Source organism: Dermacoccus abyssi, from assembly GCF_003515945.1.
GTDB lineage: Bacteria > Actinomycetota > Actinomycetes > Actinomycetales > Dermatophilaceae > Dermacoccus > Dermacoccus abyssi.
Genome location: NZ_QWLM01000004.1, coordinates 164,542 through 189,017, shown reverse-complemented (window position 1 = coordinate 189,017; position 24,476 = coordinate 164,542). Strand labels below are relative to the sequence as shown.

Here is a 24,476-nt window from a genome sequence, read left to right as displayed (position 1 = left end):
GGCCTCGTCATCGGGCGACTCAACGGTAGGTGACGTACCCCTCGCGACCTTGGAGATGGCTGTGGTCGTTCACCGTGAGTGCCGTGAGTGTGCGCCCGACGAGGATCTTCGTCACGGACGCGTTGACCGTCGTGGCGCTGAGATTGTGCCAGACGGCCACCGCGGCGTCACTGACGCCCGCGGCGCCCGCACTCGAGACGGCGCGTTCCTTCGGCGAGCTCGTGAGCAGGTGCGAAGCCACCCACGAGATCGGTCCGCCGGACGACACGACGACGGCGTCCTGCCCCGAGGAAAGCCGCGACGTCACGCGCCCCAGCGCGAGCATGACGCGGTCGGTGAATTGGGCGAACGTCTCGTCGTAGTCGTCGTGCTCACCCGACGTCCACCGACCGGTGGCCTCGACGAACATCTCCTGGAACGCCCGACGCGGGTTGCCGCGGCGCGCGAGGTCGGCCTGCATGACGGCCTGGTTCGTGTACGCCGGTTTGTGCGTGTAGACGATGGCGTCGTGGTCGTACTCGTTCCACCCCTCGTCGATGTCGACGGGAGCCTCCCAGCCCGCCTCCTCCCACATGCGCGAACCCGTGACCCGCTGGCGCTGAAGCGAACCCGTGACCAGCAGGGCGGGCTTCACGCCGCACCCGGCGAGGGCGGCGCCCGTCATGCGCGCCTGCTCCTCACCGAGCGGCGACAGCTTGTCGTAGTCGCTGCGCCCGAAGCTGGCCTGGCCGTGACGCACGAGGTAGACGACGCTCACGCGCCGTCCCCGTTCGCGCCGATGAGCTTCTCGCAGCGCCACTCGAGGTAGTTGACCATCGGGCGGAACTGCTTGAAGACGGGGTTGTGCGTCTGCCCGTTCGCGTAGCGGTAGTAGATCTGCTGCGCGATGACGGCCAGGCGGAACAGCCCGAACACCTCGTAGAACAGCTGATCCTTCGGGTCGATCGTGCGCCCGGACTTCTCGGCGTAGTAGCTCCACACCTCGTCGCGCGTCATCATGCCCGGCGTGTGCGTCGGCTGACGGCGTGAGCCGCGCATGAATTCGTCGTCGTCGGCCTGCACCCAGTAGGCGAGGGCCCCGCCGAGATCCATGAGCGGATCGCCGAGGGTTGCCATCTCCCAGTCGAGGATGCCCAGGATGCGCGTCGGGTCGTCCTTGTCGAGCACGAAGTTGTCGAAGCGGTAGTCGTTGTGGATGAGGCAGTTCGCGACGTCCCGCGGCTGGTGCTCGTCGAGCCACGCCATGACCGTCTCGAACGAGCCGGTGCCGTGCTCCTCGCCGTGAGTGCGGGCCTTGCGGTAGCGCGCGGACCACCCCTCGACCTGACGACGCACGTAGCCCTCGCCCTTGCCGAACGACTCCAGCCCCGCGGCCTTCACGTCGACCGAGTGCAACGCGATGAGCTCGTCGATCGCCGTCTCGCACAGCCTGCGCACCCCGGCCTCGTCGAGGCCCATCTCCGGCGGGATCTCCTGACGCAGGATGATGCCGTCGAGGCGCCCCATGACGTAGAAGTCACTGCCGATGACCGACTCGTCGTCACAGAACGCCACCATCGGGGCGACGGCGGGAAAGTGCGGCGCGAGTGCGCGCTGGATGTCGTGCTCGCGGCGCATGTCATGTGCACCCTTGGCCTTGGTGCCCGAGGGCGGGCGTCGCAGGATGAGGTCGCGCTCCGGGTAGCGCAGGAGGTAGGTGAGGTTGCTCGCCCCGCCCGTGAACTGTCGCACCTCCGGCGTGCCGTCGAGAGCGCTCGTGTCGGCTTCGGGGTGCGCGTTCTCGCGCAGCCACTGCGCGACGGCGGCCACGTCGAACGCGTCCTCCTCGCGCATCGCTCCCGCGTTGGCCTCGACGTCGTCGAGCGTCGTCACTTCCCTGCACCCCCGGAGGTGGCGGCGAGGTAGGGCTTCAGCTCCTCGCGGGCGACCATGCCCAGGTGCACCTCGTCCGGACCGTCGGCCAGACGCAGCGATCGCGCGGTGGCGTAGGCGCTCGTCAGCGGGAAGTCGTCGGACATGCCGCCACCGCCGTGGATCTGGATGGCGAAGTCGATGACGTCGCACGCGATGCTCGGCACGATCGCCTTGATCGCGCTGACGTCGACGCGCGCGGCCTGCGTGCCGCCGTTGTCGAGCTTCCACGCGGCCTGCTGCACGAGCAGACGCGCCATGTCGATCTGGATGCGGGCCTTGGCCAGGCGCTCGCGGTTGCCGCCGAGCAGCATGAGCGGCTTGCCGAACGCGACGCGCTCCGTGCCGCGTGTGCACGCCCGCTCGAGAGCCATCTCGGCGAGGCCGAGCAGGCGCATGCAGTGGTGGATACGGCCCGGGCCGAGGCGTCCCTGCGCGATGGCGAACGCCTTGCCGGGGCCGGCGAGGATGTTCGAGACGGGCACGCGAACGTCCTCGAGGAGGACCTCGCAGTGTCCGAGAGGCTCGTCGAGCTGACCCATGACGGGCAGCGCGCGCTTGATCGTGACGCCGGGTGCGTCGGCCGGAACGAGGATCATCGAGTGACGCGCGTGACGGTCGGCGTCGGGGTCGCTCAGGCCCATGAAGACGAAGACCTTGCAGTCGGGGTGCGCGGCGCCCGAGCTCCACCACTTGCGACCGTTGATGACGACCTCGTCGCCGTCGATGACGGCCCGCGCGTCCATGTTCGTGGCGTCCGAGGAGGCGACCGCCGGCTCCGTCATGAGGAACGCCGAGCGGATCTTGCCCTCGAGCAGCGGCACGAGCCACTCCTCCTGCTGCTCCCTGGTGCCGTACTTGAGCAGCACCTCCATGTTGCCGGTGTCGGGGGCGTTGCAGTTGAAGATCATCGGCGAGAGCGGCGTGCGGCCGGTCTTCTCCGCGATGGCGGCATAGTCGATGTTCGACAGGCCCTTGCCGCCGCGCGTGCCGAAACGCTCGGCCCACTCGTCGCCCTCGCCCTCGGGCAGGAACAGGTTCCACAGGCCCGCTTCGCGCGCCTCGGCCTTGAGCTCCTCGATCTTCGGGTGAACGACGAACGAGTTCTCGCCCTTGGAGCGAAGCTCGGCGTAGTAGTGCTGAATCTCTTCTTCAGCGGGTTCGATGCGCTCGCGGACGAAGGCGTCCACCTCGTCGGCGAGTTCCTGGGCGCGGGGGGAGACGGTGAGATCCATGTCTTGACTGTAGTCACTCTATTGAGCAATGCTCAATAGAGTGAGCGAGAAGATTTCCACCGCCCCGACCAAGCGGGTACGCCTGACGAAGGACGAGCGCAGCAAGCAACTCGTCATCATCGGCCTCAAGAAGCTGGCGTACCGCCCCATCCAGGAGGTCTCGCTCGACGAGGTCGCCGCCGAGGCCGGCATCTCGCGCGCCCTGCTCTTCCACTACTTCCCGACGAAGGCCGCGTACTACGAGGCTGTCGTGCGCGCCGCCGGGCGCCGGGTCGTTCACACGGTGCAACCGGACGCCGACGCCACCGGGCGTGAAGCGCTGCGCCAGGTCATCACCCGCTACATCGCACGCATCGCGCGACGACGCGAGATCTACATCGCCCTCGTGCGCGGCAACCTCAGCGACTTCGGCGGCGCGGAGGCCGCGGACACGTGGCGCGGTCGCGTCACCGACTTCGTCCTCGACGCCCTTGCCGACGACGGCGTGAGCGCCAGTCCTGTCACGATCCGCGGCTGGCTCGCCTACGTCGAAGACCTGGCCCTGTCGTGGACGAGCGGCGAGGCCGAGGGCGAACGCCCCGGCCGTGACGAACTCGTCGAGCACTGCGAGGCCGCGCTCGGCGCCCTGCTCGCGGTGAGCCGCATCACCCCCTTGCCGTGGGGCGAGAACCCCACCGCCTGAACCACTCGACACCCGACGAACCGCACCAAGGAGAAGAACGATGCGCGCAGTACAGGTCACCACGCTCGACGGCCCGTCGGCCGTCGAGATCAACGACATCGCCGAGCCCACCCCGGGCAAGGGCGACGTTCTCGTCGAGGTGCGGGCCGCGGGCCTGTGCTACCCCGACTCGCTGCTGACGCGCGGGCTCTACCAGATGAAGCCCGAGCCGCCCTTCGTCCTCGGTTCCGAGGTGGCGGGCGTCGTCGTCAGTGCCCCGGACGGTTCGGGGTTCAGTGAGGGCGACCGCGTGGTCGCGTTCCCCGGCTTCGGTGGCCTCGCCGAGCGCGTGGCCGTGCCCGCGCCGTTCGTCTTCGCGCTGCCCGACGGCGTCTCCTTCGAGGAGGGCGCGGCCCTGCCGATGAACTACCTCACCGTGCAGTTCGCGCTCGATCGACGCGGCCGCCTCGCCGAGGGGGAGACCGTGCTCGTCCACGGAGCCGCCGGCGGCATCGGCATCGCGGCGATCCAGCACGCGAAGGCGCGCGGGGCCAAGGTCGTCGCCGTCGCGTCGAGCGAAGCCAAGCGCGAGATCGCGACGGCTGCGGGCGCCGACCACGCCATCGCGCCGGAGGGTTTCAAGGACGCCGTCATGGAAATCACCGAGGGCCGCGGCGTCGACATCGTCGTCGACCCGGTCGGCGGCGACCGCTTCACCGACTCCCTGCGCAGCCTCGGCGTCGAGGGCCGCATGCTCGTGCTCGGCTTCACCGGCGGCTCGATCCCCGAGGTCAAGGTCAACCGCCTGCTACTCAACAACATCGACGTCGTCGGCGTCGGCTGGGGTGCGTTCTGGATGCCCCGGCCCGAGACGGTGCCCGAGCAGTGGAAGGCCATCGAGCCCCTCGTCGCGAGCGGCGCGCTCAAGCCGGTGCTCGGCCCCGTGCGTCCGCTCGAGAAAGCCGGCGAGGCCATCGCCGAGATGGAGGAGCGCCGCGCCGAGGGCAAGCTCGTCCTCACGCTCTGACGCGCGAGCGGCCGCCGCCTCGTGAAAAGGTGGAGTCATGTCGTGGAGTCCTGAGCAGATCGCCGTCGTCGAGTCCGCGAGGTTCGCGTCGGTCGCCGCCGGCGGGTACCACGCGGACGACGTCGAACGCCTGCGCGTGCGCGCCCTGACGGCGATGCGCAAGGCCAAGCCGTTGCCCGACCTCGACGCCATGGCGCTGCGGCGCGCACCCCGCGGCGGTGTCTCCCCGACGCAGGTCGCGGGCTTCCTCACCCTCATGTCGGTGTGGTCGGCCACCACCGTCGTCGAGCACCCCGACGAGGTGGCGCGCCGCGAGCGCGACGCCGAGATCGCCGCGCTGACGACACGGGACGACGACACGACGCTGCGCTGGACGCACGAGCAGATGGACCTCGTGCGCGAGAAGAAGTTCACCCTCGTCGGGCGCGCCTCGACGAGCTACGACGAACACGACGTCGACGACTACCTCGACTCGGTCGTCATCGCGATGCGCCGTGGCGTCGAACTGCCCGATCCGCAGTACGCGCGGTTCGACTCGGCGGGGCTGCGCCGAGGGTACGACCCCAAAGAGGTCGACGACTTCCTCGACGAGATCGCCCACATGCAACCGGAGGGCTGATGAGCGACCAGACGCACGAGCAGGAGCGCGAGATCAAGGCCAAGGTGGCCGCCGAACTGCGCGAGGCGACGGTGGCCGAGGCCTCGGCCGAGGAGTTGCCCGACGAGAACACCGTCTCCAAGGCGGCCGTCTACCTCAACACGAAGCTGCCCAAGACCCGCACCATCGCGCAGGCACTCGTGCGCGACGAAGCGGGCGGCGTCATGCTGTGCGAGCTCTCGTACAAGCGCTTCTGGGATCTGCCCGGCGGCGTTGTCGACCCCCACGAGTCGCCCGCACACGCGGTGGTGCGCGAACTCGACGAGGAACTCGGCGTCAAGGCCACCCTCACCGGGCTGCGCGTCGTGTCGTGGCTGCCGCCGTGGCGCGGCTGGGACGACGCGATGCTCTACGTCTTCGAGGCCACGCTCGACCGCTCGAGTGACGACTTCACCCTGCAGCGCAAGGAGATCGCCGGCATCCACCACGTGGCGCCCGGCGACCTCGACGACCACGTCGCGGCGTACACGGCCAAGGTGATCCGCCAGGCGGTCGCGGCCGCCGACGCCGGACGCTTCGGCGTCTACCTCGAGAACGGCGAAGCGCCCGACTGGGCGTGATCGGGGCTCAGTAACGCGACATCGTCGGCCCGCCCGGGCGACCCGGGCCGCGGCGGTCGTAGCCGCGCGGCGCAGGACGGCGGGTGTCGTCGTCGGTGTCGAAGAAGAGGCCCAGCACCCACGACACGAACGTCACGACGAGGGCGCCGAGCACTGCCGTCGGCCAGAACTGGTCGACGTGGAAGTCGAGACCGAACACTCCCGCGAGCCACGACGTCAAGGCCAGCATGGCCGCGTTGATGACGAAGATGAACAGCCCGAGCGTCACGATGAGGAACGGGAAACCGAAGAACTTAGCGACGGGCCGGACGACGGCGTTGACGAGGCCGAAGACCGCCGCGACGACGGCGATGGTGAGCACCTTCGAGGTCGTCGTACTCGCGCCGTCGGCCAGCGTGATGCCCTCGACGAGCGCTGCGGCGGCCCAGAGTGCGAGGCCGTTGATGGCGATCTTGAGCAGAGTGCGCATGTCTCCAGTGTGACCCCGGTGGCTGTGTCGCAGGTGGGAGGACCCCTGAATCGCCGTCGCCGTGCGTCGGTTACCGACCGCCCGAGATGCCGAAGCCAGCGCCCTGCGGATCGGTGATCACCGCGGTGAGGATGCCGCCCGGAGCCTCGTTCGGTCCGGTGACGATCCGGCCACCCGCCGAGCGAGCCCGGCCGAGGGCATCATCCACGCTCGGCACTGTGAAGTAGCTGAGCCACGCCGGACCCTCCCGTCCACCGAGCTGCATGATGCCTCCCGCAGCCTGGCCGTCGATCTCGACGATCTGATACCCGCCCGATTCGCCCATCTCCAGCTTCTCGCCGGTGTTCCAGCCGAATACCGACGCGTAAAAGGCCACGGCGGCCTCCGGGTCAGTGGTCGTCAACTCGTGCCAGCTGCCGTGGCCGATGCGCTCGGGTTCGAACGCTCGCGAGTTCGGCGGCTCCTCCGGCGGGCGTGGGGCCATGATCGAGAAGACGGCACCTTGGGGGTCGGCGACGACGGCGAAGCGGCCGGTGTCCGGAATGTCGCTGGGCTCCATGAGTACCGCCCCGCCCGCTTCGGCGACGGCTCGGGCCGACGCGTCGGCGTCCGCAACCTCAAGGTAGAAGACCCAGTTCGGCGGTGGTTCCCCCTCCTGGTCGGCGAGCCGCATCATGCCCGCCACGCCGTTGCCGTCGGCGTCGAGGCCCACGACGTAGTCGGAGCCGCCTTCGTTCGCCGTCTGCCAACCAAGGACGGCAGCGTAGAACTCGCTCGCCGCCTCGAGGTCGTCGGTGCCCAGTTCGTACCAGCAGGGCGGGCCGGGTCGTGCCGTGTAGGTGCTCGCCATCGTCGTTCCCCTTCCGTGGCGGCTCGCGGGGCGAGCCGTCGGGATCTCACCGCCGGACGGCAGCTTCTTCGACGGTAGAGCGGCGGTCCGGGCATGGCAACGGATCGAGCCGACTTCGTGCGACCGTATGGTGGGGCCCATGACAGACGAGACCCTCGCCACCCCCGTCCGACTGCGTACGACGCTCGACTCGGTGCCCGGCTACAAGCCCGGCAAACCGGCCGCAGCTGAGGGGGACACGGTCGTCTACAAGATCTCGAGCAACGAGAACCCGTACCCGCCGCTGCCGTCCGTCGTCGAGGCCGTCCACGAGGCCGTGGCGACGATGAACCGCTACCCCGACATGGCCTCCTCGGAGCTCACGCACGCGCTCGCGCAAAAGCTCGGTGTCAGTGACGACGAGGTCAGCTTCGGCACCGGATCGGTCGGCATCCTCGCCGCGCTCATCGCCATCACGTGCGAGCCGGGTGACGAGGTCGTCTACGCGTGGCGCTCGTTCGAGGCCTACCCCATCGTCACCGCGCTGACCGGTGCACGCTCGGTTCAGGTGCCCCTCGACGCCGACTCCCGCCACGACCTCGACGCCATGGCAGCCGCCGTCACCGATCGCACCCGCCTGCTCATCGTGTGCACCCCGAACAACCCCACCGGCCCCAGCGTTCGTACCGACGAACTTCGGGCCTTCATCGAGAAGCTTCCGAAGGATCTGCTCGTCGTTCTCGACGAGGCCTACCTCGAGTTCGTCGAGGCCGACGACGCTCCGGACGCGCTCGCGTTCTACCGGGAGTTCCCCAACGCCGTCGTGCTGCGCACGTTCTCCAAGGCCTACGGCCTGGCGGGGCTGCGCGTCGGCTACGCCGTGGCGCGCCCGCGCATCACCGAGGCCCTGCGCAAGGCGGCCACGCCGTTCGGCGTCAACGACATGGCACAGAAGGCGGCTGTCGCCAGCCTCGCTGCGTACGACGAACTCGAGGAGCGCGTGCAGGCCCTCGTCGCCGAGCGCCGACGCGTCGTCGAGGCGCTCGCCGAGCCGACCTCAACATCCCCGACACGCAGGCCAACTTCGTCTGGCTGCCGCTCGGCGAGCGCACGGAGGAGTTCGCCGGCGTCGCGAAGGACGCCGGACTCGTCGTGCGTCCGTTCGCGGGGGAGGGCGTGCGCGCCACCATCGCGGAGCCGGAGGCCAACGACCGCCTCGTCGACGTTGTGAAGGGTTTCGTCGGCACTCGATGACCACATGGTGAAACTCGCCGCTCACCCCTCGAAATCCGCGGCGGCGCAAGGAAAAAGTGACGCGCGGGTAGTGCTTCGCAGGTCGTTTCGTCGGGTACCGTCATCATCTGTGGCGTGACCTGCGTCACAAGATCCCGACGAGGTGGTACGGCGCATCAACCGTCCACCACCGAACGCGGGGGTGACGCATCGTTCGCCTCCGCCGAGGAGGAACGATGACGATCTCCGGAGCATCGGAAGGCATCGACGGCGTCACGCACGTCGCAGGCCATAAGCTCGACGGTTTGCCCGACGTCACGGACGGCGGCCCGGACATGGTGCAGCTCATTGCACCCGACGGTTCGCGCACGCCGATGTCGAGCGTCAACGAGCCGTACATGGAAGCGCTCAAGGCCATCACGGCCGAAGAGGTGCGCGCCATGTACCGCGACATGGTGCTCGTGCGCCGGTTCGACATCGAGGGCTACAGCCTCCAGCGCCAGGGTGAGCTGGGCCTGTGGCCGCAGCTCCTCGGCCAGGAGGCCGCGCAGGTCGCCGCCGGCCACGCCATGCGTGAGCAGGACTTCGCCTACCCGGGCTACCGCGAGCACGGCGTCGCCTTCTGCCGCGGCATCACGCCCGCGCAGGTCTTCGCCACCTACCGCGGTGTGAGCCACGGTGGCTGGAACCCGGCCGACCACAACTTCGCCACGTTCACCATCGTCATCGGCAACCAGATGCTCAACGCCGCCGGCTACGCCATGGGCGTGCGCCTCGACGGCCTCGTGGGCACCGGAGACGACACGAAGGACACGGCCGTCATCGCGTTCACGGGTGACGGTGGCACGAGCCAGGGTGACTTCAACGAGGCCATGGTCTACGCGGCCGTCAACCACTCGCCGATGGTCTTCTTCATCCAGAACAACGGTTGGGCGATCAGCGAGCCCAACACGCGTCAGTTCATCATTCCGCCGTACAAGCGCGCGGACGGCTTCGGCTTCCCCGGTGTGCGCACCGACGGCAACGACGTGCTCGCCACCTGGGCCGTCACGCGCCGCAGCCTCGACAACGCACGCAGCGGGCTCGGCCCGACGCTCATCGAGGCCTTCACCTATCGCATGGGCGCCCACACGACGTCCGACGACCCGACGCGCTACCGCGAGGACGCGCACGTCGAGGCGTGGAAGGCCAAGGACCCGATCGCGCGTCTGCGCGCCCTGCTCGAGCGTGAGAACCACGCCGACGCGTCGTTCTTCGACGATGTCGACGCCGAGGCGAAGGATCTGGCCGCCGGTTGGCGCCGCTCCTGCGTCGAGATGGCCGACCCGGAGATGACGGCGATGTTCGACCACGCCTACATCGACCTCGACCCGCAGCTGCGCGCGCAGCGCGAGGAGTTCGCCGAGTACCTCGCGTCCTTCGAGGAGGCGAGCGCGTGAGCACGTCGGAGACCGCTGAGAAGGCTCCCGTTCGCGCCAAGAAGCCGCCGAAGCTCTCGCTCGCCCGCGCTCTCAACGCGGCGATGCACGACGCGATGGTGGCCGACGACAAGGTCGTCGTCATCGGTGAGGACGTCGGTGACCTCGGCGGCGTCTTCCGCCTCACAGACGGCCTCAAGCGCGAGTTCGGCGAGCGCGTCATCGACCCACCGCTGGCCGAGTCCGGCATCGTCGGTTCGGCCGTCGGTCTCGCGATGCGCGGCTACCGCCCGATCGTCGAGATCCAGTTCGACGGCTTCGTCTACCCGGCCTTCGACCAGATCGTCAGTCAGGTGAGCAAGCTGCACAACCGCACCGGTGGCGCGGTGAAACTGCCGATGGTCATCCGCATCCCGTTCGGTGGCGGCATCGGCGCCGTCGAGCACCACAGCGAGTCGAACGAGTCGTACTTCGTGCACACTGCCGGCCTGCGGGTCGTCGTCTGCTCGCGGCCCGTCGACGCGTACTGGATGATGCGCCAGGCCATCGACTCCGACGACCCGGTCGTGTTCTACGAGCCCAAGCGTCGCTACCACGAGCCGAGCCCCGACCAGCTCGATCTAGCAGCCGGCCCGCAGCGCGACCTGTACGAGGCCGAGGTTCTGCGCGAGGGCACCGACCTCACGCTCCTGGCCTACGGCCCGATGGTGCGCACCTGCCTCGACGTGGCCAAGGCCGCCGAGGAGGAGGGACGTTCCCTGGAGGCCATCGACCTGCGCACGCTCTCGCCGCTCGACGAGGAGACGATCTGCGAGTCGGTTCGCAAGACCGGTCGCGCCGTCGTCGTCCACGAGGCCGCCCGCACGCTCGGTATGGGCGCCGAGATCGCCGCCATCATCCAGGAGAAGTGCTTCTACTCGCTCGAAGCGCCGGTGCAGCGCGTCACGGGATACGACATCCCGTACCCGCCGAGCCGCCACGAGCGCGAGTACCTTCCCGGCCTCGACCGCATCCTCGATGCCGTCGACGCAGCCTTCAGCTTCTAGGAGACACGCCAGTGCCTGTTCTGCAGTTCCCCTTGCCCGATCCCGGTGAGGGCCTCGTCGAGGCCGAGATCGTCACGTGGCACGTCGCCGCGGGCGACACCGTGGAGGTCAACCAGCCCGTCCTCGAGATCGAGACGGCCAAGTCGCTCGTCGAGCTGCCCATTCCGTGGGAGGGCAAGGTCGTCGAGATCCTCGTTCCCGAGGGTGAGACCGTCGAGGTCGGTACGCCGATCGTGACGATCGAGGTCGGCGGCGACGTCGACGTTGCCGAAGCCGAGGCCGCCGTCGACGGTGCTGCCGAGGTCGACGCCTCGACGTCCGAGTCGCCGGCCGAAGAAGCGGCTGACGACATGCAGGCCTCCGCCGAGGTCGCGCCCCCGGCCGACGACGCTCCGGCGGCCACGGCAGCCGAGGGCGACGAGGAGCCGCAGCAGAAGACCCTCGTCGGGTACGGCCCGACGGCGTCCAGCACGAGCCGCCGCGCCCGTCGCAACCGCCCGGACGCAGGTGAGCGTGCGCTCGCCGCCCCGGCGACGCGCGGTTTCGCGAAGGCGCAGGGCGTCGACATCGACGAGGTGAAGGCCTCCCGTGACGACGGTGTCGTCAGCCGTGACGATGTGTCGGCTGCGGCAGGAGCGTCGACTCCCCGCCACATGCGTCCCGACGCGCCTACGGCGCCGGCTGCCCCGAGCGCGGTCGACGCCGCTGCGGCGGCTCGCTCGACGGCCCCCGAGCGTCCGGTCGTTCCGGCAGCGGCCCCGGCTGCTTCGGGTGGCCTGACGGACGAGCGTCTGCCGATCAAGGGTGTGCGCAAGGTGACGGCCCAGGCGATGGTGAGCAGCGCGTTCACCGCGCCGCACGTCAGCGAGTTCTACACCGTCGACATGACGCGCACGATGGAGTTCGTCAAGGAGTTGCAGCGCGACCGCGAGTTCCGCGACGTCAAGGTGACGCCGAACCTCATCGTCGCGAGGGCGTGCCTCATTGCGATGAAGCGCGAGCCGATGATGAACGCGCTGTGGGACGAGGCGAACGCCGAGATCGTCATGCGCTCCGAGGTGAACCTCGGCATCGCGGCGGCCACCGACCGTGGCCTGCTCGTGCCGAACATCAAGGGCGCCGGACGCTTCGGGCTGCTCGACCTGGCGCGCGAGATGGCGAAGCTCATCGACATCGCCCGTCACGGCAAGCCGAGCCCGGCCATCCTCAACGGCGGCACGTTCACGATCAGCAACATCGGCGTCTTCGGAGTCGACGCCGGAACGCCGATCATCAAGCCCGGTGAGAGCGGCATCCTGGCCATCGGCACGGTGCGTCCGATGCCGTGGGTCGTCACGAACGACGCCGGTGAGCAGGACATCGCGATCCGCCAGGTGGCCCAGCTCTCGCTGAGCTTCGACCACCGCCTCATCGACGGCGACGTCGGCTCGCGCTTCCTCTCGACGGTCGGCCAGATCCTCGAGAACCCCGCGAAGGGCATTGCCTGGGCCTGACGCCGCCCGTGTGGCAGGGCGGGGACTACGCTCGGGGCGGGCCGCAGTCAGGCGGCCCGCAGGGCGGAGATGGGAAGCCGATGCGTGATCAGTGGGTCAAGCGGCTGAGGTTCCAGCACGCGGGGCAGGTCGTTGTCGCCGCATTCGCGGCAGCGGTCGCGGTCGGCACGGCGTTGCTCATGCTGCCGATCGCCACCACGGCGCCCGGCTCTGCGCCCGTCGTCACCGCTGTGTTCCACGCGACGAGCGCCGTATGCGTCACCGGCCTGTCGACCGTTGACACGCCGAACTACTGGACGCCGTTCGGCCAGGTCGTCATCCTCGTCCTCATCCAGATCGGCGGCTTCGGCGTCATGACGCTCGCGTCGCTGCTCGCCATCGTGCTGACGAAGAAGCTCGGGCTGCGCAGCCGCCTCACAGCTGCTAGCGAGACGAAGGCCGAGGGTCTGGGCGACATCCGCAGCGTGCTGTTCGGCGTCGTGCGCGTGACGTGCGCCGTCGAGATCCTCGTCGCGACAGCCCTGACTCTGCGATGGTGGCTCGGCTACGGCCATTCGTTCGGCCGTGCCGCGTACCTCGGTGTCTTCCACGCCGTTTCGGCGTTCAACAACGCCGGTTTCGCGCTGTTCAGCGACAATCTCATGGGTTACGCGCGTGACGTGTGGATCATTGCGCCCATCAGCGCCGCGATAATCCTCGGTGGGCTCGGGTTCCCGGTCATTATGGAGGTGATCCGGGTCCGCAGGCGGCGCCGTTGGAGCCTGCACACGAAGATCACCCTCATGATGTCGACGACGTTGCTGCTCATCGGCGCCGTCGTGATCACCGCAGTGGAGTGGAGTAACCCGAAAACGCTCGGCCAGATGGGCCTCGGCGAGAAGCTCCTCGTGGGCACGTTCCACAGCGTCTCGCCGCGCACCGCGGGATTCAACGCGTGGGATTACGGCCAGGTCGACGAAGGCACCCTCTTGTCGACGATCATCCTGATGTTCATCGGTGGAGGATCCGCCGGTACTGCGGGCGGCATCAAGGTGACGACGTTCTTCCTCCTGTTCGTCGGCATCGTCGCCGAGATGCGCGGGGAGACGCATGCGACGATCTTCGAGCGGCGCATCGCCGATCGCACGATGCGTCAGGCGCTCAACGTCGCCCTCATCGGCATCGCGGCCGTCGTCGCCTCGACCCTGATCCTCACGCAGATATCCGACATTCGCCTCGCCGAGTTGCTGTTCGAGTCGACGTCAGCGTTCGCGACGGTCGGGTTGTCGACCGGTGTCACGGCCAAGCTGCCGGATGCCGGTCAGCTGCTGCTCGTCGCGCTCATGTTTCTGGGACGCCTCGGGCCGATCACCCTCGTCTCTGCGTTGGCGCTGCGCGAGAGCACACGCCGCTACACCTACCCGGAGGGGCGCCCGCTCATCGGCTGAGCGACCCACGCGCCGGACGTCAGTCGTCGGTCTCCCGGGCGGCCAGCTCGCGCATCGCTCCGGCCAGGCGGGCGTACTCGTGGCGCTTGGCCCACTCGGCCTTCTTGGCCTGCGACTTCTTCGCATTGCGGCGCGCCCCCACACCCCAGACGACGGCCAGGACGATGGGGAACCAGACCTTCGGATGGTCGAGCAGCCACACCACCCAGCCGGGCGGAGTCCAGTCCGGCCACGGGATGCTCGGCAGACTCGGCCACGGAATGTCGGGCCAGTTGATGTTGGGCAGATCGGGCCACGGGATGCTCGGCAGCGAGATGTTGGGCCAGTCGATGTCGGGCACGAGCGGCGCGAGCAACTCGACGATCCACGCGATGACGGTGGCGATGATCTCCGTGATGACCGGCGCGAGCAGGAGCATCACGATGGCCCACCCGCTCTTGCCGAGCCCGCCGAGCAGCGGGTACACGACGCGCTTCCACGGGGACGCGTCCATCGCGTCCTGACGACGGGCAGCTGGGGAGTCCTCGGGCGGCTCGAAGGCGACGACCTCGTCCTCGGTCTTGAGGTGGATGTCGGTGAGGTGACGCCCCAGCGGGTCGGCCGTGATGTCGAAGTACGGCTTCGTCGCGGACGAACTCGAGGTGAACTTGCCGTCCGGCAGCGAGCGCGCCATCGGTGCCTTGCGCGAACCGATGCTCTGGTGGCGCGAGATCGTGCGCCCGTCACGGGTGATGACGAGCCCCTGGCGCTGCCACTGCTCCTTCATGCCGAGCATCGGGCGCACCCGACCGGCAAGGCGCCCCAGCCGTCCGTCGGCCTTCTTCGCCGCCTCAGTCTGCGCGAGCGCTTCGGGCGAATCGTCCTCGTCGGGTTCGGGGTAACTCGGGTCGATCTGGCGCAGTTCGTCATGCCATCCGACGTACGCCTCGAAGCGGCCGAGGCCCGGATGGTCCAGGCCCCAGTTCTCCATCTTCGATCCTCATCGCGCTCACGAGTGGTCGGCGTGCGCCGACATTCCATCACACGCAAATGCCCGCCCCGGCAGAGCCGAAGCGGGCATTTGAGGTGACGTCGTTCAGTCGTCCGATCGACGGTGACGCGGGGTCTTGTGCGCGACGTCCTCGCCCTTCTCGCGAAGTTCCACACGAACCTCGGCGTCGTGGACGGCCTCCGGGACGGGCTGACCGTCCGCGGCGATCTCCTCCATCGTCGGCGCTGCGCACCACGCGGAGCCCGTACCGACGACCTCCTCGGCCGGCGAGGTGCCACTGACGTGACCGTCGGCAGCGCGAGTGGTGGCGGGAGCCTCGCTATCGTCGACGCCGCCCACGCTCGCAGCAGCAGCGGCGGCCTCGCCCTCGGCCTTCGACTTGGCCGCAGCAGCGGCCGCCATGCCGGACTGCGTGCGCAGCTCGATCTTCGGCAGGAGCAGCAGCACGAGGAAGCCGAGGACGGAAATGCCCATCGCCGTGAGGAAGACGTGGTCCATGGCGTCCGCGAAGCCCGCCTCGAACGGGTGCGCGATGGCCTTCGGCAGACGCGAGATGACGGACGAGTCCTCACTCACCGAGTTGAGCGCAGCGCCACCACCCTTCGGGTTCGCGAGACCCTGGACGATGCCGTAGGCCTCCTTGTCGGCCATGAGCGTCTTGTCGCCGAGCGCGGTCTGCAGAGCCTGCTTGAACTCCGGCGTCGCGGCGGCCGCCGTCATGTTCTCCTTGATGCGGTCGCCGACCGTCGAGAACAGCATCGACAGGAAGACGGCGACACCGATGGTTCCACCCATCTGGCGGAAGAACGTCGCGGACGACGTGGCCATACCGATCTCGCGCGGCGACACGGCGTTCTGCACGATGAGCGTCAGCGCCTGCATGCAGTTACCGAGGCCGAGGCCGACGAGGAGCATGAACGCCATGACGACCCACAGCTCGGAGTCGGCGGTGATGTGCGACAGCGCGAACATGCCGATCGACAGCAGGGCCGTACCGATGATCGGGAAGATGCGGATGACGCCGGTGCGCGCCGTGATCTGACCCGAAATGATCGAGGCCGACATCATGCCGAGCACGAGCGGAAGCATCATGAGGCCGGACTTCATCGGCGACGCGCCGTGCACGATCTGCATGTAGAGCGGCAGCATCATCATGGCGCCGAACATCGCCATGCCGATGATGATCGAACCGACGATCGTCACCGAGATGGCGCGGCTCTTGAAGATGCGCAGCGGGATGAGCGCGTCGTCTTTCATGCGCGCCTCGACGGCGATGAACAGCAGGATGCCGATGATGCCGATGACGAAGCAGGCGATCGACTTCGTCGAGTCCCAGCCCCACGTGCGGCCCTGCTCGGCCACCGTCAGGAGCGGCACGAGGCCGATGACGAGCGCAGCCGCGCCCAGGTAGTCGACGCGAGCCGCGCGGCGCTCGTGGTGCAGGTGCAGCGTGCGCGCCACGAGCAAGAACGCGACGACGCCGAGCGGCACGTTGATGAGGAAGACCCAGCGCCAGCCCGTCAGGCCGAGGATGGAGCTCTGCTCGGCGAAGAAGCCGCCGATGACCGGGCCGAGCACCGACGTCGTACCGAAGACGGCGAGGAAGTAGCCCTGGTACTTGGCGCGCTCACGCGGCGGCAGGATGTCGCCGATGATGGCGAGAGCCAGCGACATGAGGCCGCCGGCGCCGATGCCCTGGATCGCACGGAACGCGGCGAGCTGGTACATCGTGTCCGCGAACGAACAGGCGAGCGAGCCGATGATGAACGTGACGATGGCGAACAGGTAGAACGGGCGACGCCCGAACATGTCCGACAGCTTGCCGTAGAGCGGCGTCGCGATCGTCGAGGTGATGAGGTAGGCCGTCGTCACCCACGCCTGCGCGGACAGCCCGTGCAGGTCGTCACCGATGGTGCGGATCGCGGTGGAGACGATGGTCTGGTCGAGGGCGGCGAGGAACATGCCCATGAGCAGCCCGTAGAGGATGCGCATGATCTGCGCGTGGGTGAATTCGCCGGCTGCGGGCGCGGGGGCCGGCGGCGCTGCGGGTGACGTCACGTGTCGTTCCTTCGTGAGGAGTCGGTGGTGGGGGAGGCGGTGTCGGCCGCGGGCGCCACGTAGGCGTCGAGCGAGTCCGAGAACTTGGTGAGGAGCCGTTCGAACTCGAGCGCTTCGTCGCTGCTCCAGTCGGACAGGAGCGACTGCACCCAGCGGGCGCGGCGCTCTCGCATGTCCTCGATGAGGGCGGTGCCTTCGTCGGTGAGGCTGACGAGCTGGGCTCGCCCGTCCTCGGGATCCTGGATCTTGGCCACGAGGCCGCCTCCGGAGAGGGCGCTCACCTGACGGCTGACGGTCGAGACATCCGAGTGGATGACCTCGGCGAGTGCGGAGACGCGCAGCGGCTCGGCCGCGAGGGCGTAGAGCAGCGGGATCGACCCTTGTTCGGCGTGGGGGTGGGGGCGTGGGAGGCGACGCTTGTGCGCGCTGAGCGCTTTGAACGTGCCCACGAGCGACGTGGCGATTTCGCGCGCCACGGCTCGGTCGACGGTCATGGTGTCCTTCGCGGGGTGGGTGGTGCCGCGTCGGACGACGGGCGTTCCTTGGCGCGAACAACTATATGTTTGGTTGTGCCATACAAGCAAACCGTGGCGCCCGCGAGGCCGTGATCGGCTTGTCGGGGCCGGACCGTAGGCTTGGAACCATGTCGACGAACGCCCCCGAAACGCCCCGTGTCGGCTCTGCTGCGTCCACGTCGCGGGGCTCGGCTTCGGGGGTCAGCGGCCCTCAGGTTCTCCTCGTCCTCCTCTGCGTCGCGGTCGTCGTGGCTGCGGCCACCATCGTCTTCACCGGCGCGAGCAAGGCCCAGCAGCTTCTCGACTCGGGTGCCCTCGTGCGCTGGGGCATCGCCGTGTTCAAGCCGGTCGCGGACGTCGCGATGGCGGCCACGATCGGATTCGCCGCGCTCGGTGCCTTCGTCGTGCCCGAGGGCAGCAAGACCGCTCGTGTTGCTCGGGCCGGACGCTGGGCCGCCATCAGCGCCACGCTGTGGTTCGCGTCGCTCGTCGTCGTCAGCTTCCTCTCCTACGGCGACCTCGCCGGTTTGCCCGTGAGCAGCCCCGGGTACGTGGGGCAGTGGTGGAGCAACACCTGGCAGATCGAGCTGCTGCGCAACCCCGCCCTGACATCGCTCGCGGCCCTCGTCATCGCGCTCGTGTGTTGGTGGAGCGCCACCCGCGTCACGCTCGCCTGGATGACGGGGCTCGGTTTCCTCGCACTGTGGCCCATTGCGCTCAGCGGGCACGCGGCCGGATCGACCGATCACGAGACGGCCGTCGACTCGCTCATCCTGCACATCGCGCCGGTCGCCGCGTGGGTCGGCGGCATCATCGCGCTCGGCGTGATGTGGCCGCGCCTCGGCAAGGGAGCCGCGGCGTCGGTGCGCCGTTTCTCGGCCGTCGCCACGTGGTGCATCGGCCTCGTCGGTCTGTCGGGTGTTCTCGCTTCGACCCTGCGCGTGCACGAGATCGGCGAGTACTTCTCGACGCGCTACGGCCTCGTCATCGTGGCCAAGGCCGTGTGTCTTCTCGTGCTCGGCATCATCGGTTGGCAGCAGCGCCGCCGCGTCGTCGCCGTCCTCGAACGTGACGCCTCGGACAAGCCGAGCAAGGCCCTGTTCGCACGCCTCGCGTTCGTCGAGGCTCTCGTCATGGGTGGCGCGATGGGCCTCGCCGCCGCCCTGGCCCGCTCCGCCCCGCCGGTCGGTGAGGTGACGGAGAGCTCCAACCGCATCGTCAACCTCACGGGCTACGCGGCACCGCCGCCGCTCTCGGCCGAGAACTTCTTCGGCCAGTGGCGCATCGAGTGGCTGTTCACGGTCGTCGCGGTCGTCGCCATCGTCCAGTACGTGCGGTGGGCCGAGCGCCTGCGCCGCCGCGGTGACGACTGGCCGATCCACCGCACCATCCTGTGGGTCGTCGCCTGGCTCGTCTTCCTCGTCACGGTCAACGGCGGAGCCGGCGTCTACGGGCGCGTCATGATGAGTGTCCACATGGCCGGCCACATGGTCATCTCGATGACGGTGCCCGTCCTCCTCGTCATGGCTGCTCCCGTGACGCTCATGCTGCGCGCCTGGGCGAAGCGCAAGGACGGCACGCGTGGCCCGCGTGAGGTGCTGCTTTCGGTCGTCCACAGCCGCTACCTCAACGTGGTGGCGAACCCGGCCGTCGCGGCGGCGCTGTTCTTCGTGAGCCTGTTGGCGTTCTACTACACGCCGCTGTTCGAACTGGCGCTCACGACGCACACCGGCCACATCCTCATGAACGTCCACTTCCTCGTGAGCGGTTACCTCTTCGCGTGGTCGCTCATCGGCATCGACCCGGGCCCCAAGAAGTGGCCCGCACCGCTGCGCCTGCTCGTGCTCCTCATCACCATCACGTTCCACGCGTTCTTCGGTGTCGCGATGATGACCGGCGACACGCTGCTCGCCCCGGGTTTCTTCGAGCAGCTCGGCTTCGTCGACAACCCGCTACGCGACCAGCAGGCCGCGGGAACCATCACGTGGGGTTCGGGTGAGGGCCCGACGTTCCTGCTGGCCATGATCGTGGCGTCCCAGTGGTACCGCTCCGACCGCATCGAGGGTGAGCGTGCCGAGCGTCAGGCCGAAAGGGACGACGACGCCGAACTTCGCGCCTACAACGAGTACCTCGCGGCGCGCGGTGGACGCCCCGCTTCGGGGGTGGAGCGTGACGGCGCCTCGTCGGCTACCGTCGAGAACGAAGAGGCCCGTTCGAACTCGTCGACCACGAAGGACTGAGAACATGCGCGTCGCCGTCATCCAGCTCGCCTACACCGACTCGGAGCCGATGGCCGAGCGCATCCACCGCGTTGCCTCGCTCGTCGAGTCGCAGGAGGGCGCCGACCTCGTCGTGCTGCCCGAGCTGTGGAGCGCCGGAGGTTTCGACTACCCGGCGTGGCCGGACAAGGCCCAGGACGTCGAGGGTCCGGTCGCGCAGGCGCTCTCCGAGGCCGCTGCGAACCTCGGCGCGTACGTGCACGCCGGTTCGATCATCGAGAAGTCGGGCGAACCCGGCGCCGAGGGGCGTGGACTGTGGAACACGTCGATGGTGTTCGACCCCGACGGTGAACTCGTCGGCACTTACCGCAAGATCCACCGCTTCGGGTTCGGCAACGGCGAGCCCAAGCTTCTCGAGGCGGGCGAGGATGTCGTCGTGCTCGACTTCGACGAGCCGTCGTCGGGGGACGAAAGCGGCAGCAACAGCGTCAAGGTGGGCCTCGCCACCTGTTACGACCTGCGCTTCCCGGAGCTGTTCCGCAAGCAGGTCGACGAGGGCGCCGAGATCTTCGTCATCCCCGCCGCGTGGCCGGCGGCACGCATCGCAGCGTGGCGCACGCTCCTGCAGGCACGGGCCATCGAGAACCAGGTCTTCGTCATCGCCTGCAACACTGCGGGCACGCACGCAAAGACGGAGATGGGCGGCAACTCGGCCGTCATCTCCCCGAGCGGTGAGGTGCTCGCCGAGGCGGGCCGCGGTGAGCGCGTGCTCACGCTCGACATCGACGTGGACGAGGTGCGCGCGGCCCGCGAGAGCTTCCCCGTTCTGTCCGACCGACGCCTGTGAATGGTTGTGTACGAGCGGGACGCCTGAGTCACGCTCGTACACAACCATGAGCGGAGAGATAGCGCTGGATCTGCGCGAAGAAGGGCTCCGGGCTGACACGTAGGGCCAACCGAGGGATACGCATCACGGTGAGTCCGCCCATCGCTATCTCGTTCTGACGCAGCGCGTCGGCCATGGGTACGTCGCCGACGTAGTGGTGCGCGCCGTCGATCTCGACACACAAACGTGCCGCTTCCCACACGACATCGAGGTACATCCGCCCGCGGGGGCCGGGCTTGAGCACTTGCCGATCAGGTATCGGAAGGCCGCGGCGCCGACATTCGGCGACAAAGTCCAGTTCACCCATCGATTCGCTACCTCCGCTGATGTCCGCAATCACGTCGCGGATGAAAGCGCGGCGTCGAAGTTTGGGAAGCAGGTCCAGCGCCTGCGTCATCCGGGGTGCGTGAACCAGCCGTTGCTGGACGCTCATGGACAGAAGTGCCGCGGCCTGACGGTCTGTCTCGGCCCACGCCGCCGCGCGCACGGCTGCGATGGCTTCGTGGGCGCGCGGTATGGGGTGGGGCCAGCGCAACGGCGTGACGGTGACGCGGTGGTGTCGAACCTCTGGGGTGGAGCGAGCCGAGGCGGTGGCGGGCATGGCCAGGTCGATGCAGTTCGACCGCCACCCGCTCAAGCCGGCGAGGAGAAGTGCACTCACCCCGTCTGCCCAGGCTGTTGGAGCGGCGTCGAAGGCTGCGGCGACGATGGGCGAGCGGACGTCGTTCCATGCCACGTCGACGACGCGCAGCGAGTGGTGCCCGAGGGGTTCCCACCGGCCGAGGCGGATCTGGGTGCGCACATCGAAGCGGTCGACACCCACGAGGGCGAGACGTCGCCTCGACAGGACGCCGTAGGCGGACGAAGCGAGCTCTCGGCCCAGGGCGGAGACGTCCCGATGTCTGTGAGTCATACGCCCCACTGTCGAAGAAACCGGTGGAGTGCTGCAGGAGCCCTGTGGACAACGCGAATGTTCGAGTATCAGCGTGACCGGGCAGTCTCGCTGATACCCAAACATCGACCGTTAGGGTGTCTCGCATGAAACTTCGCGCCCCCGAACTGACCGGACGCGGCTGGCTCAACACCGGAGGCGACGACGTGCGCCTGGCGGACCTGCGCGGCAAGGTCGTCGTTCTCGACTTCTGGACTTTTTGCTGCGTCAACTGCCTCCACGTCCTGGACGAGCTGCGCCCCCTCGAGGAGAGGTTCGGCGACAAGCTCGTCATCGTCGGGGTGCACTCGCCGAAGTTCGAACACGAGGCCGACCCGGAGGCGCTCGCGGCCGCCGTCGAGCGGTACGCCGTGCACCACCCGGTGCTCGACGACCCGGACCTCGTGACGTGGCAGGCGTACGCCGCCCGCGCGTGGCCGACGCTCGTCGTCATCGACCCGGAGGGCTACATCGTCGCGTCGATGTCCGGCGAAGGTCACGGCCACGGCCTCACGACGCTCGTCGAGGAACTGCTCGTCGAGCACGAGGCCAAGGGCACCCTGCGCTCCGGCAGCGGCCCGTACGTTCCGCCGCCCGCTCCGAGCACGGCGCTGCGTTTCCCCGGCAAGGTGGCGCGCCTCGCCGACGGCACCGTCGTCGTGAGCGACACCGCGCATCACGAGGTCGTCCACCTCGCGGCCGACGACGAGATCGAGCTTGCACGCTTCGGTGGTGAGGGCGTCTTCAACGAACCCCAGGGCCTGCTCGTCCTCCCGCCGGAGGCGGCCGAGCGCACCGGTGACGACGTGCTCGTCGCCGACAGCGTCAACCACGAGATCAAGGGCATCCGCCTGAGCGACGGGCGCGTGCGCACCCTCGCCGGAACGGGGGAACAGCTGCGCGAGCGCGAAGGCTCCGGGCCGGCGCTCAGGCAGGCGTTGTCGACGCCGTGGGACCTCGCGTGGTGGTACGACCGTGTCGTCGTCGCCATGGCGGGCACACATCAGCTGTGGGTGCTTCACCTCGCCGAGGACCCGGCGGACAACACGGTTGCCGTCCTCGCCGGAACGTCGAACGAGGGCATCCGCGACGGTGCTGCCCACGAAGCCTGGTTCGCCCAGCCGAGCGGCCTCGCCACTTCGGCTGACGGTTCGCGCGTGTGGATCGCCGATTCGGAGACATCCGCGCTGCGCAGCATTGCCGTCACCGACGACGGTTTCGAGGTGACGACCCACGTCGGGCAGGGCTTGTTCGACTTCGGGCACGTCGACGGACCGGCCGACGAAGCGCTCCTCCAGCACCCGCTCGGCGTCGCGGAACTGCCGGACGGCTCCGTCGTCGTCGCCGACACCTACAACGGCGCACTACGCCGCTTCGACCCTGCGAAGGGCGAGGTCTCAACGCTCACGACCGGCCTCGCGGAGCCGAGCGACGTCATCGTCGTTCCGGCGACAGGCGACGACCGCGCCCATCTGCTCGTCGTCGAGGCGAACGCCCACCGCCTGACGCCCGTCGCGCTGACGCAGGAAGCACAGCACGTGCGCGGCGAGGCGCACCAGACGCAACGACCCGTCACCGAGATCGCGAGTGGCGCAGCGGAACTCGTCGTCACGTTCGAACCGCCTGCGGGGCAGAAGCTCGACATGCGCTGGGGTGACCCGACGATGCTGCAGGTGAGCAGTTCGCCCGAGGCGTTCCTGCGCGAAGGTGCCGGCAAGGGCCAAGGGCTCACTCGATCGCTCGTCATCGACGAGAGCGTCGGCTCGGCGATCCTTCACGTCAGCGTGCGCGCGGCGGCCTGTGACGGCGATCCGGTCACCGGTGAGGTGCCCGAGCACGCCGCGTGTCACCTCTACCAGCAGGACTGGGGCATCCCCGTCATCGTCGTCGACGGAGCGTCGTCGACGCTGACGCTCGACCTGCGCGGAGTCTGAGCGCGGACCCGTAGCGCCCTCGGGCGTGCGCCGGGCTCAGACCAGAGGGGCGTAGAAGTAGCTCTGGGGAAGGAGACCTTGCCGTCGGGCGCGAACCGGAAGAGGTCGGCGAACTCGAGCGACGCCTGATCGCCGTTCTTCAGCACGCCCTCGAACGAGCCGCCGACGAAGCCCTCGTCGCCCTCGAGCACGAGCGTGTGGACGCTGTGGCGTCCGCTCTCGATGACGCGCTCACCCTCGTAGAACGCCCGCAGTGCGTCCGCGCCCACCATGTCGGGGTAGCTGGGGCGGCGGTAGGTGGCATCCGGCGTGAAGATGTCGAGCACTCCCTCGACGTCGGCGGCGTCGACGACCTCGTAGTAGCGGTGGATGTGGGCCTTCTTGGCTTCACTCATGGCCGGTGCCTCCTGTGCGCTGTCGGGTTCGGTGCGACACACGATAGGGGTCGAGTCCGTGAGCCGTGGGTTTCGCACGCGCCGCGCGAACGGCAAGATGGGCGCATGACTTCGGCGCGCGGCACCCTTCACGTCCTCAACGGCCCGAACCTCAACCTGCTCGGCGAGCGTGAGCCCCACATCTACGGGGCAGACACCCTCGGTGACGTCGAGGAGCTGGCTCGCCGCACGGGCAGCGAGCTCGGGTTCGACGTCGAGTGCTTCCAGAGCAACCACGAGGGCGCGCTCGTCGACGAGATCCAGCGCATCCGCCGCACGAGCGTCGGCGTCGTCATCAACGCAGGCGCGTACACGCACACGAGCGTGGCCATCCGAGACGCCCTCGCGAACCTGGAGGCACCGTTCGTCGAGGTGCACATCTCGAACGTCCACGCGCGCGAGCCGTTCCGCCACCGCTCGTACCTGAGCGACAAGGCCGCCGCCGTCATCGTCGGTTGCGGTGTGCAGGGGTACGAGTTCGCGGTACGTCGCCTCGATGCCCTCGTTCCGGGTGGGGAGATCGCGGTCTGAGACGAATGCC

Annotated in this window: 22 protein-coding genes and 1 pseudogene; 13 read left to right on the top strand and 10 right to left on the bottom strand. The window is 68.8% G+C overall.

Annotated features, from left to right (window positions below):
- Positions 1 to 19: 19 nt before the first annotated feature.
- The 3 genes from D1832_RS05395 to D1832_RS05385 are packed head-to-tail and all read right to left on the bottom strand — an operon-like array spanning position 20 to position 3,146.
- Positions 20 to 757 (bottom strand): histidine phosphatase family protein, encoded by a 738-nt coding sequence (locus D1832_RS05395; protein WP_118912939.1) that lies wholly within the window; start codon positions 755 to 757, stop codon positions 20 to 22.
- The gene (locus tag D1832_RS05390; RefSeq protein ID WP_241510872.1) at positions 754 to 1,872 is read right to left on the bottom strand and encodes a phosphotransferase family protein; all 1,119 of its coding nucleotides are present in this window, start codon (positions 1,870 to 1,872) and stop codon (positions 754 to 756) included. Before D1832_RS05390 ends, D1832_RS05395 begins: the two co-directional genes overlap by 4 nt.
- Entirely contained in the window at positions 1,869 to 3,146 is a 1,278-nt protein-coding gene (locus D1832_RS05385; RefSeq protein ID WP_118912938.1) for an acyl-CoA dehydrogenase family protein, read from the bottom strand. Before D1832_RS05385 ends, D1832_RS05390 begins: the two co-directional genes overlap by 4 nt.
- Before the next feature lie 40 nt (positions 3,147 to 3,186).
- On the opposite strand from D1832_RS05385, the gene D1832_RS05380 reads away from it, so the two are divergent.
- Genes D1832_RS05380 through D1832_RS05365 form a run of 4 tightly spaced genes read left to right on the top strand, consistent with a single transcriptional unit; the run spans position 3,187 to position 6,052 of the window.
- The gene (locus D1832_RS05380; protein ID WP_206609354.1) at positions 3,187 to 3,828 is read left to right on the top strand and encodes a TetR/AcrR family transcriptional regulator; all 642 of its coding nucleotides are present in this window, start codon (positions 3,187 to 3,189) and stop codon (positions 3,826 to 3,828) included.
- 40 nt (positions 3,829 to 3,868) lie between these two features.
- The gene (locus D1832_RS05375) at positions 3,869 to 4,834 is read left to right on the top strand and encodes an NADPH:quinone oxidoreductase family protein (RefSeq protein WP_118912937.1); all 966 of its coding nucleotides are present in this window, start codon (positions 3,869 to 3,871) and stop codon (positions 4,832 to 4,834) included.
- Between the two features lie 37 nt (positions 4,835 to 4,871).
- Positions 4,872 to 5,453, top strand: coding sequence for a DivIVA domain-containing protein (locus D1832_RS05370; protein ID WP_118912936.1), 582 nt, complete (start codon positions 4,872 to 4,874; stop codon positions 5,451 to 5,453).
- Positions 5,453 to 6,052, top strand: coding sequence for an NUDIX domain-containing protein (locus tag D1832_RS05365; RefSeq protein ID WP_118912935.1), 600 nt, complete (start codon positions 5,453 to 5,455; stop codon positions 6,050 to 6,052). Before D1832_RS05370 ends, D1832_RS05365 begins: the two co-directional genes overlap by 1 nt.
- 7 nt (positions 6,053 to 6,059) lie before the next feature.
- Here the strand turns inward: D1832_RS05365 and D1832_RS05360 are convergent, their stop codons facing one another.
- Both D1832_RS05360 and D1832_RS05355 read right to left on the bottom strand, forming a co-directional pair.
- The gene (locus D1832_RS05360; protein ID WP_118912934.1) at positions 6,060 to 6,521 is read right to left on the bottom strand and encodes a phage holin family protein; all 462 of its coding nucleotides are present in this window, start codon (positions 6,519 to 6,521) and stop codon (positions 6,060 to 6,062) included.
- A 70-nt stretch (positions 6,522 to 6,591) separates the two neighbouring features.
- On the bottom strand, positions 6,592 to 7,371 hold the full coding sequence (locus D1832_RS05355) for a VOC family protein (RefSeq protein ID WP_182434666.1): 780 nt from the start codon (positions 7,369 to 7,371) through the stop codon (positions 6,592 to 6,594).
- A 139-nt stretch (positions 7,372 to 7,510) separates the two neighbouring features.
- Between D1832_RS05355 and hisC the strand changes: the two are divergent.
- The 5 genes and pseudogenes from hisC to D1832_RS05330 all read left to right on the top strand — a co-directional run bounded on the left by hisC (position 7,511) and on the right by D1832_RS05330 (position 13,967).
- A pseudogene (hisC, locus tag D1832_RS05350) lies at positions 7,511 to 8,604 on the top strand (histidinol-phosphate transaminase).
- Between the two features lie 215 nt (positions 8,605 to 8,819).
- Positions 8,820 to 10,022 (top strand): thiamine pyrophosphate-dependent dehydrogenase E1 component subunit alpha, encoded by a 1,203-nt coding sequence (locus D1832_RS05345; RefSeq protein ID WP_082128642.1) that lies wholly within the window; start codon positions 8,820 to 8,822, stop codon positions 10,020 to 10,022.
- Positions 10,019 to 11,047 (top strand): alpha-ketoacid dehydrogenase subunit beta, encoded by a 1,029-nt coding sequence (locus D1832_RS05340; RefSeq protein ID WP_118912932.1) that lies wholly within the window; start codon positions 10,019 to 10,021, stop codon positions 11,045 to 11,047. The genes D1832_RS05345 and D1832_RS05340 overlap by 4 nt, the downstream gene beginning before the upstream one ends.
- Before the next feature lie 11 nt (positions 11,048 to 11,058).
- The gene (locus D1832_RS05335) at positions 11,059 to 12,540 is read left to right on the top strand and encodes a dihydrolipoamide acetyltransferase family protein (RefSeq protein WP_118912931.1); all 1,482 of its coding nucleotides are present in this window, start codon (positions 11,059 to 11,061) and stop codon (positions 12,538 to 12,540) included.
- A gap of 80 nt (positions 12,541 to 12,620) precedes the next feature.
- Positions 12,621 to 13,967 carry a TrkH family potassium uptake protein gene (locus D1832_RS05330; protein WP_118912930.1) on the top strand — a complete coding sequence of 449 codons (1,347 nt, stop codon included), beginning with the start codon at positions 12,621 to 12,623 and terminating at the stop codon, positions 13,965 to 13,967.
- Positions 13,968 to 13,986: 19 nt separating this feature from the next.
- Here D1832_RS05330 and D1832_RS05325 read toward each other — a convergent pair whose 3' ends face one another.
- The 3 genes from D1832_RS05325 to D1832_RS05315 form a co-directional block, all read right to left on the bottom strand.
- Entirely contained in the window at positions 13,987 to 14,937 is a 951-nt protein-coding gene (locus tag D1832_RS05325; RefSeq protein WP_118912929.1) for a hypothetical protein, read from the bottom strand.
- A gap of 105 nt (positions 14,938 to 15,042) precedes the next feature.
- Positions 15,043 to 16,950, bottom strand: a complete 1,908-nt coding sequence (locus D1832_RS05320) for an MDR family MFS transporter (protein ID WP_118913031.1) — start codon at positions 16,948 to 16,950, stop codon at positions 15,043 to 15,045.
- A 62-nt stretch (positions 16,951 to 17,012) separates the two neighbouring features.
- Entirely contained in the window at positions 17,013 to 17,510 is a 498-nt protein-coding gene (locus tag D1832_RS05315; protein ID WP_047310625.1) for a MarR family winged helix-turn-helix transcriptional regulator, read from the bottom strand.
- Positions 17,511 to 17,659: 149 nt separating this feature from the next.
- Between D1832_RS05315 and D1832_RS05310 the strand changes: the two genes are divergently transcribed.
- Together D1832_RS05310 and D1832_RS05305 are read left to right on the top strand one after the other, a co-directional pair.
- A complete protein-coding gene (locus D1832_RS05310; protein ID WP_118912928.1) occupies positions 17,660 to 19,771 on the top strand; it encodes a bifunctional copper resistance protein CopD/cytochrome c oxidase assembly protein in 2,112 nt (703 codons plus the stop codon).
- 4 nt (positions 19,772 to 19,775) lie between these two features.
- Positions 19,776 to 20,597 (top strand): carbon-nitrogen family hydrolase, encoded by an 822-nt coding sequence (locus tag D1832_RS05305; protein ID WP_118912927.1) that lies wholly within the window; start codon positions 19,776 to 19,778, stop codon positions 20,595 to 20,597.
- 28 nt (positions 20,598 to 20,625) lie between these two features.
- On the opposite strand, the gene D1832_RS05300 is transcribed toward D1832_RS05305, so the two are convergent.
- The gene (locus D1832_RS05300) at positions 20,626 to 21,549 is read right to left on the bottom strand and encodes a DUF559 domain-containing protein (protein WP_182434665.1); all 924 of its coding nucleotides are present in this window, start codon (positions 21,547 to 21,549) and stop codon (positions 20,626 to 20,628) included.
- Between the two features lie 125 nt (positions 21,550 to 21,674).
- Between D1832_RS05300 and D1832_RS05295 the strand changes: the two genes are divergently transcribed.
- Positions 21,675 to 23,501 carry an NHL domain-containing thioredoxin family protein gene (locus D1832_RS05295; protein WP_118912925.1) on the top strand — a complete coding sequence of 609 codons (1,827 nt, stop codon included), beginning with the start codon at positions 21,675 to 21,677 and terminating at the stop codon, positions 23,499 to 23,501.
- Here D1832_RS05295 and D1832_RS05290 read toward each other — a convergent pair.
- On the bottom strand, positions 23,420 to 23,896 hold the full coding sequence (locus tag D1832_RS05290; protein ID WP_118912924.1) for a nuclear transport factor 2 family protein: 477 nt from the start codon (positions 23,894 to 23,896) through the stop codon (positions 23,420 to 23,422). The two genes, D1832_RS05295 and D1832_RS05290, sit on opposite strands and share 82 nt — an antisense overlap.
- Before the next feature lie 105 nt (positions 23,897 to 24,001).
- Here D1832_RS05290 and aroQ point away from each other — a divergent pair, with 105 nt between their 5' ends.
- Positions 24,002 to 24,466, top strand: a complete 465-nt coding sequence (aroQ, locus tag D1832_RS05285) for a type II 3-dehydroquinate dehydratase (RefSeq protein WP_118912923.1) — start codon at positions 24,002 to 24,004, stop codon at positions 24,464 to 24,466.
- The last annotated feature ends 10 nt before the right edge of the window (positions 24,467 to 24,476 follow it).

What these genes read in the sequence shown, in the direction of transcription:
- D1832_RS05385 (WP_118912938.1), bottom strand. Translation starts at nt 3,146, where the DNA reads ATGGATCTCACCGTCTCCCCCCGCGCCCAGGAACTCGCCGACGAGGTG.
- D1832_RS05375 (WP_118912937.1), top strand. Translation starts at nt 3,869, where the DNA reads ATGCGCGCAGTACAGGTCACCACGCTCGACGGCCCGTCGGCCGTCGAG.
- D1832_RS05370 (WP_118912936.1), top strand. Translation starts at nt 4,872, where the DNA reads ATGTCGTGGAGTCCTGAGCAGATCGCCGTCGTCGAGTCCGCGAGGTTC.
- D1832_RS05365 (WP_118912935.1), top strand. Translation starts at nt 5,453, where the DNA reads ATGAGCGACCAGACGCACGAGCAGGAGCGCGAGATCAAGGCCAAGGTG.
- D1832_RS05360 (WP_118912934.1), bottom strand. Translation starts at nt 6,521, where the DNA reads ATGCGCACTCTGCTCAAGATCGCCATCAACGGCCTCGCACTCTGGGCC.
- D1832_RS05355 (WP_182434666.1), bottom strand. Translation starts at nt 7,371, where the DNA reads ATGGCGAGCACCTACACGGCACGACCCGGCCCGCCCTGCTGGTACGAA.
- D1832_RS05345 (WP_082128642.1), top strand. Translation starts at nt 8,820, where the DNA reads ATGACGATCTCCGGAGCATCGGAAGGCATCGACGGCGTCACGCACGTC.
- D1832_RS05330 (WP_118912930.1), top strand. Translation starts at nt 12,621, where the DNA reads ATGCGTGATCAGTGGGTCAAGCGGCTGAGGTTCCAGCACGCGGGGCAG.
- D1832_RS05325 (WP_118912929.1), bottom strand. Translation starts at nt 14,937, where the DNA reads ATGGAGAACTGGGGCCTGGACCATCCGGGCCTCGGCCGCTTCGAGGCG.
- D1832_RS05320 (WP_118913031.1), bottom strand. Translation starts at nt 16,950, where the DNA reads ATGCGCATCCTCTACGGGCTGCTCATGGGCATGTTCCTCGCCGCCCTC.
- D1832_RS05315 (WP_047310625.1), bottom strand. Translation starts at nt 17,510, where the DNA reads ATGACCGTCGACCGAGCCGTGGCGCGCGAAATCGCCACGTCGCTCGTG.
- D1832_RS05310 (WP_118912928.1), top strand. Translation starts at nt 17,660, where the DNA reads ATGTCGACGAACGCCCCCGAAACGCCCCGTGTCGGCTCTGCTGCGTCC.
- D1832_RS05305 (WP_118912927.1), top strand. Translation starts at nt 19,776, where the DNA reads ATGCGCGTCGCCGTCATCCAGCTCGCCTACACCGACTCGGAGCCGATG.
- D1832_RS05300 (WP_182434665.1), bottom strand. Translation starts at nt 21,549, where the DNA reads ATGACTCACAGACATCGGGACGTCTCCGCCCTGGGCCGAGAGCTCGCT.
- D1832_RS05295 (WP_118912925.1), top strand. Translation starts at nt 21,675, where the DNA reads ATGAAACTTCGCGCCCCCGAACTGACCGGACGCGGCTGGCTCAACACC.
- D1832_RS05290 (WP_118912924.1), bottom strand. Translation starts at nt 23,896, where the DNA reads ATGAGTGAAGCCAAGAAGGCCCACATCCACCGCTACTACGAGGTCGTC.
- aroQ (WP_118912923.1), top strand. Translation starts at nt 24,002, where the DNA reads ATGACTTCGGCGCGCGGCACCCTTCACGTCCTCAACGGCCCGAACCTC.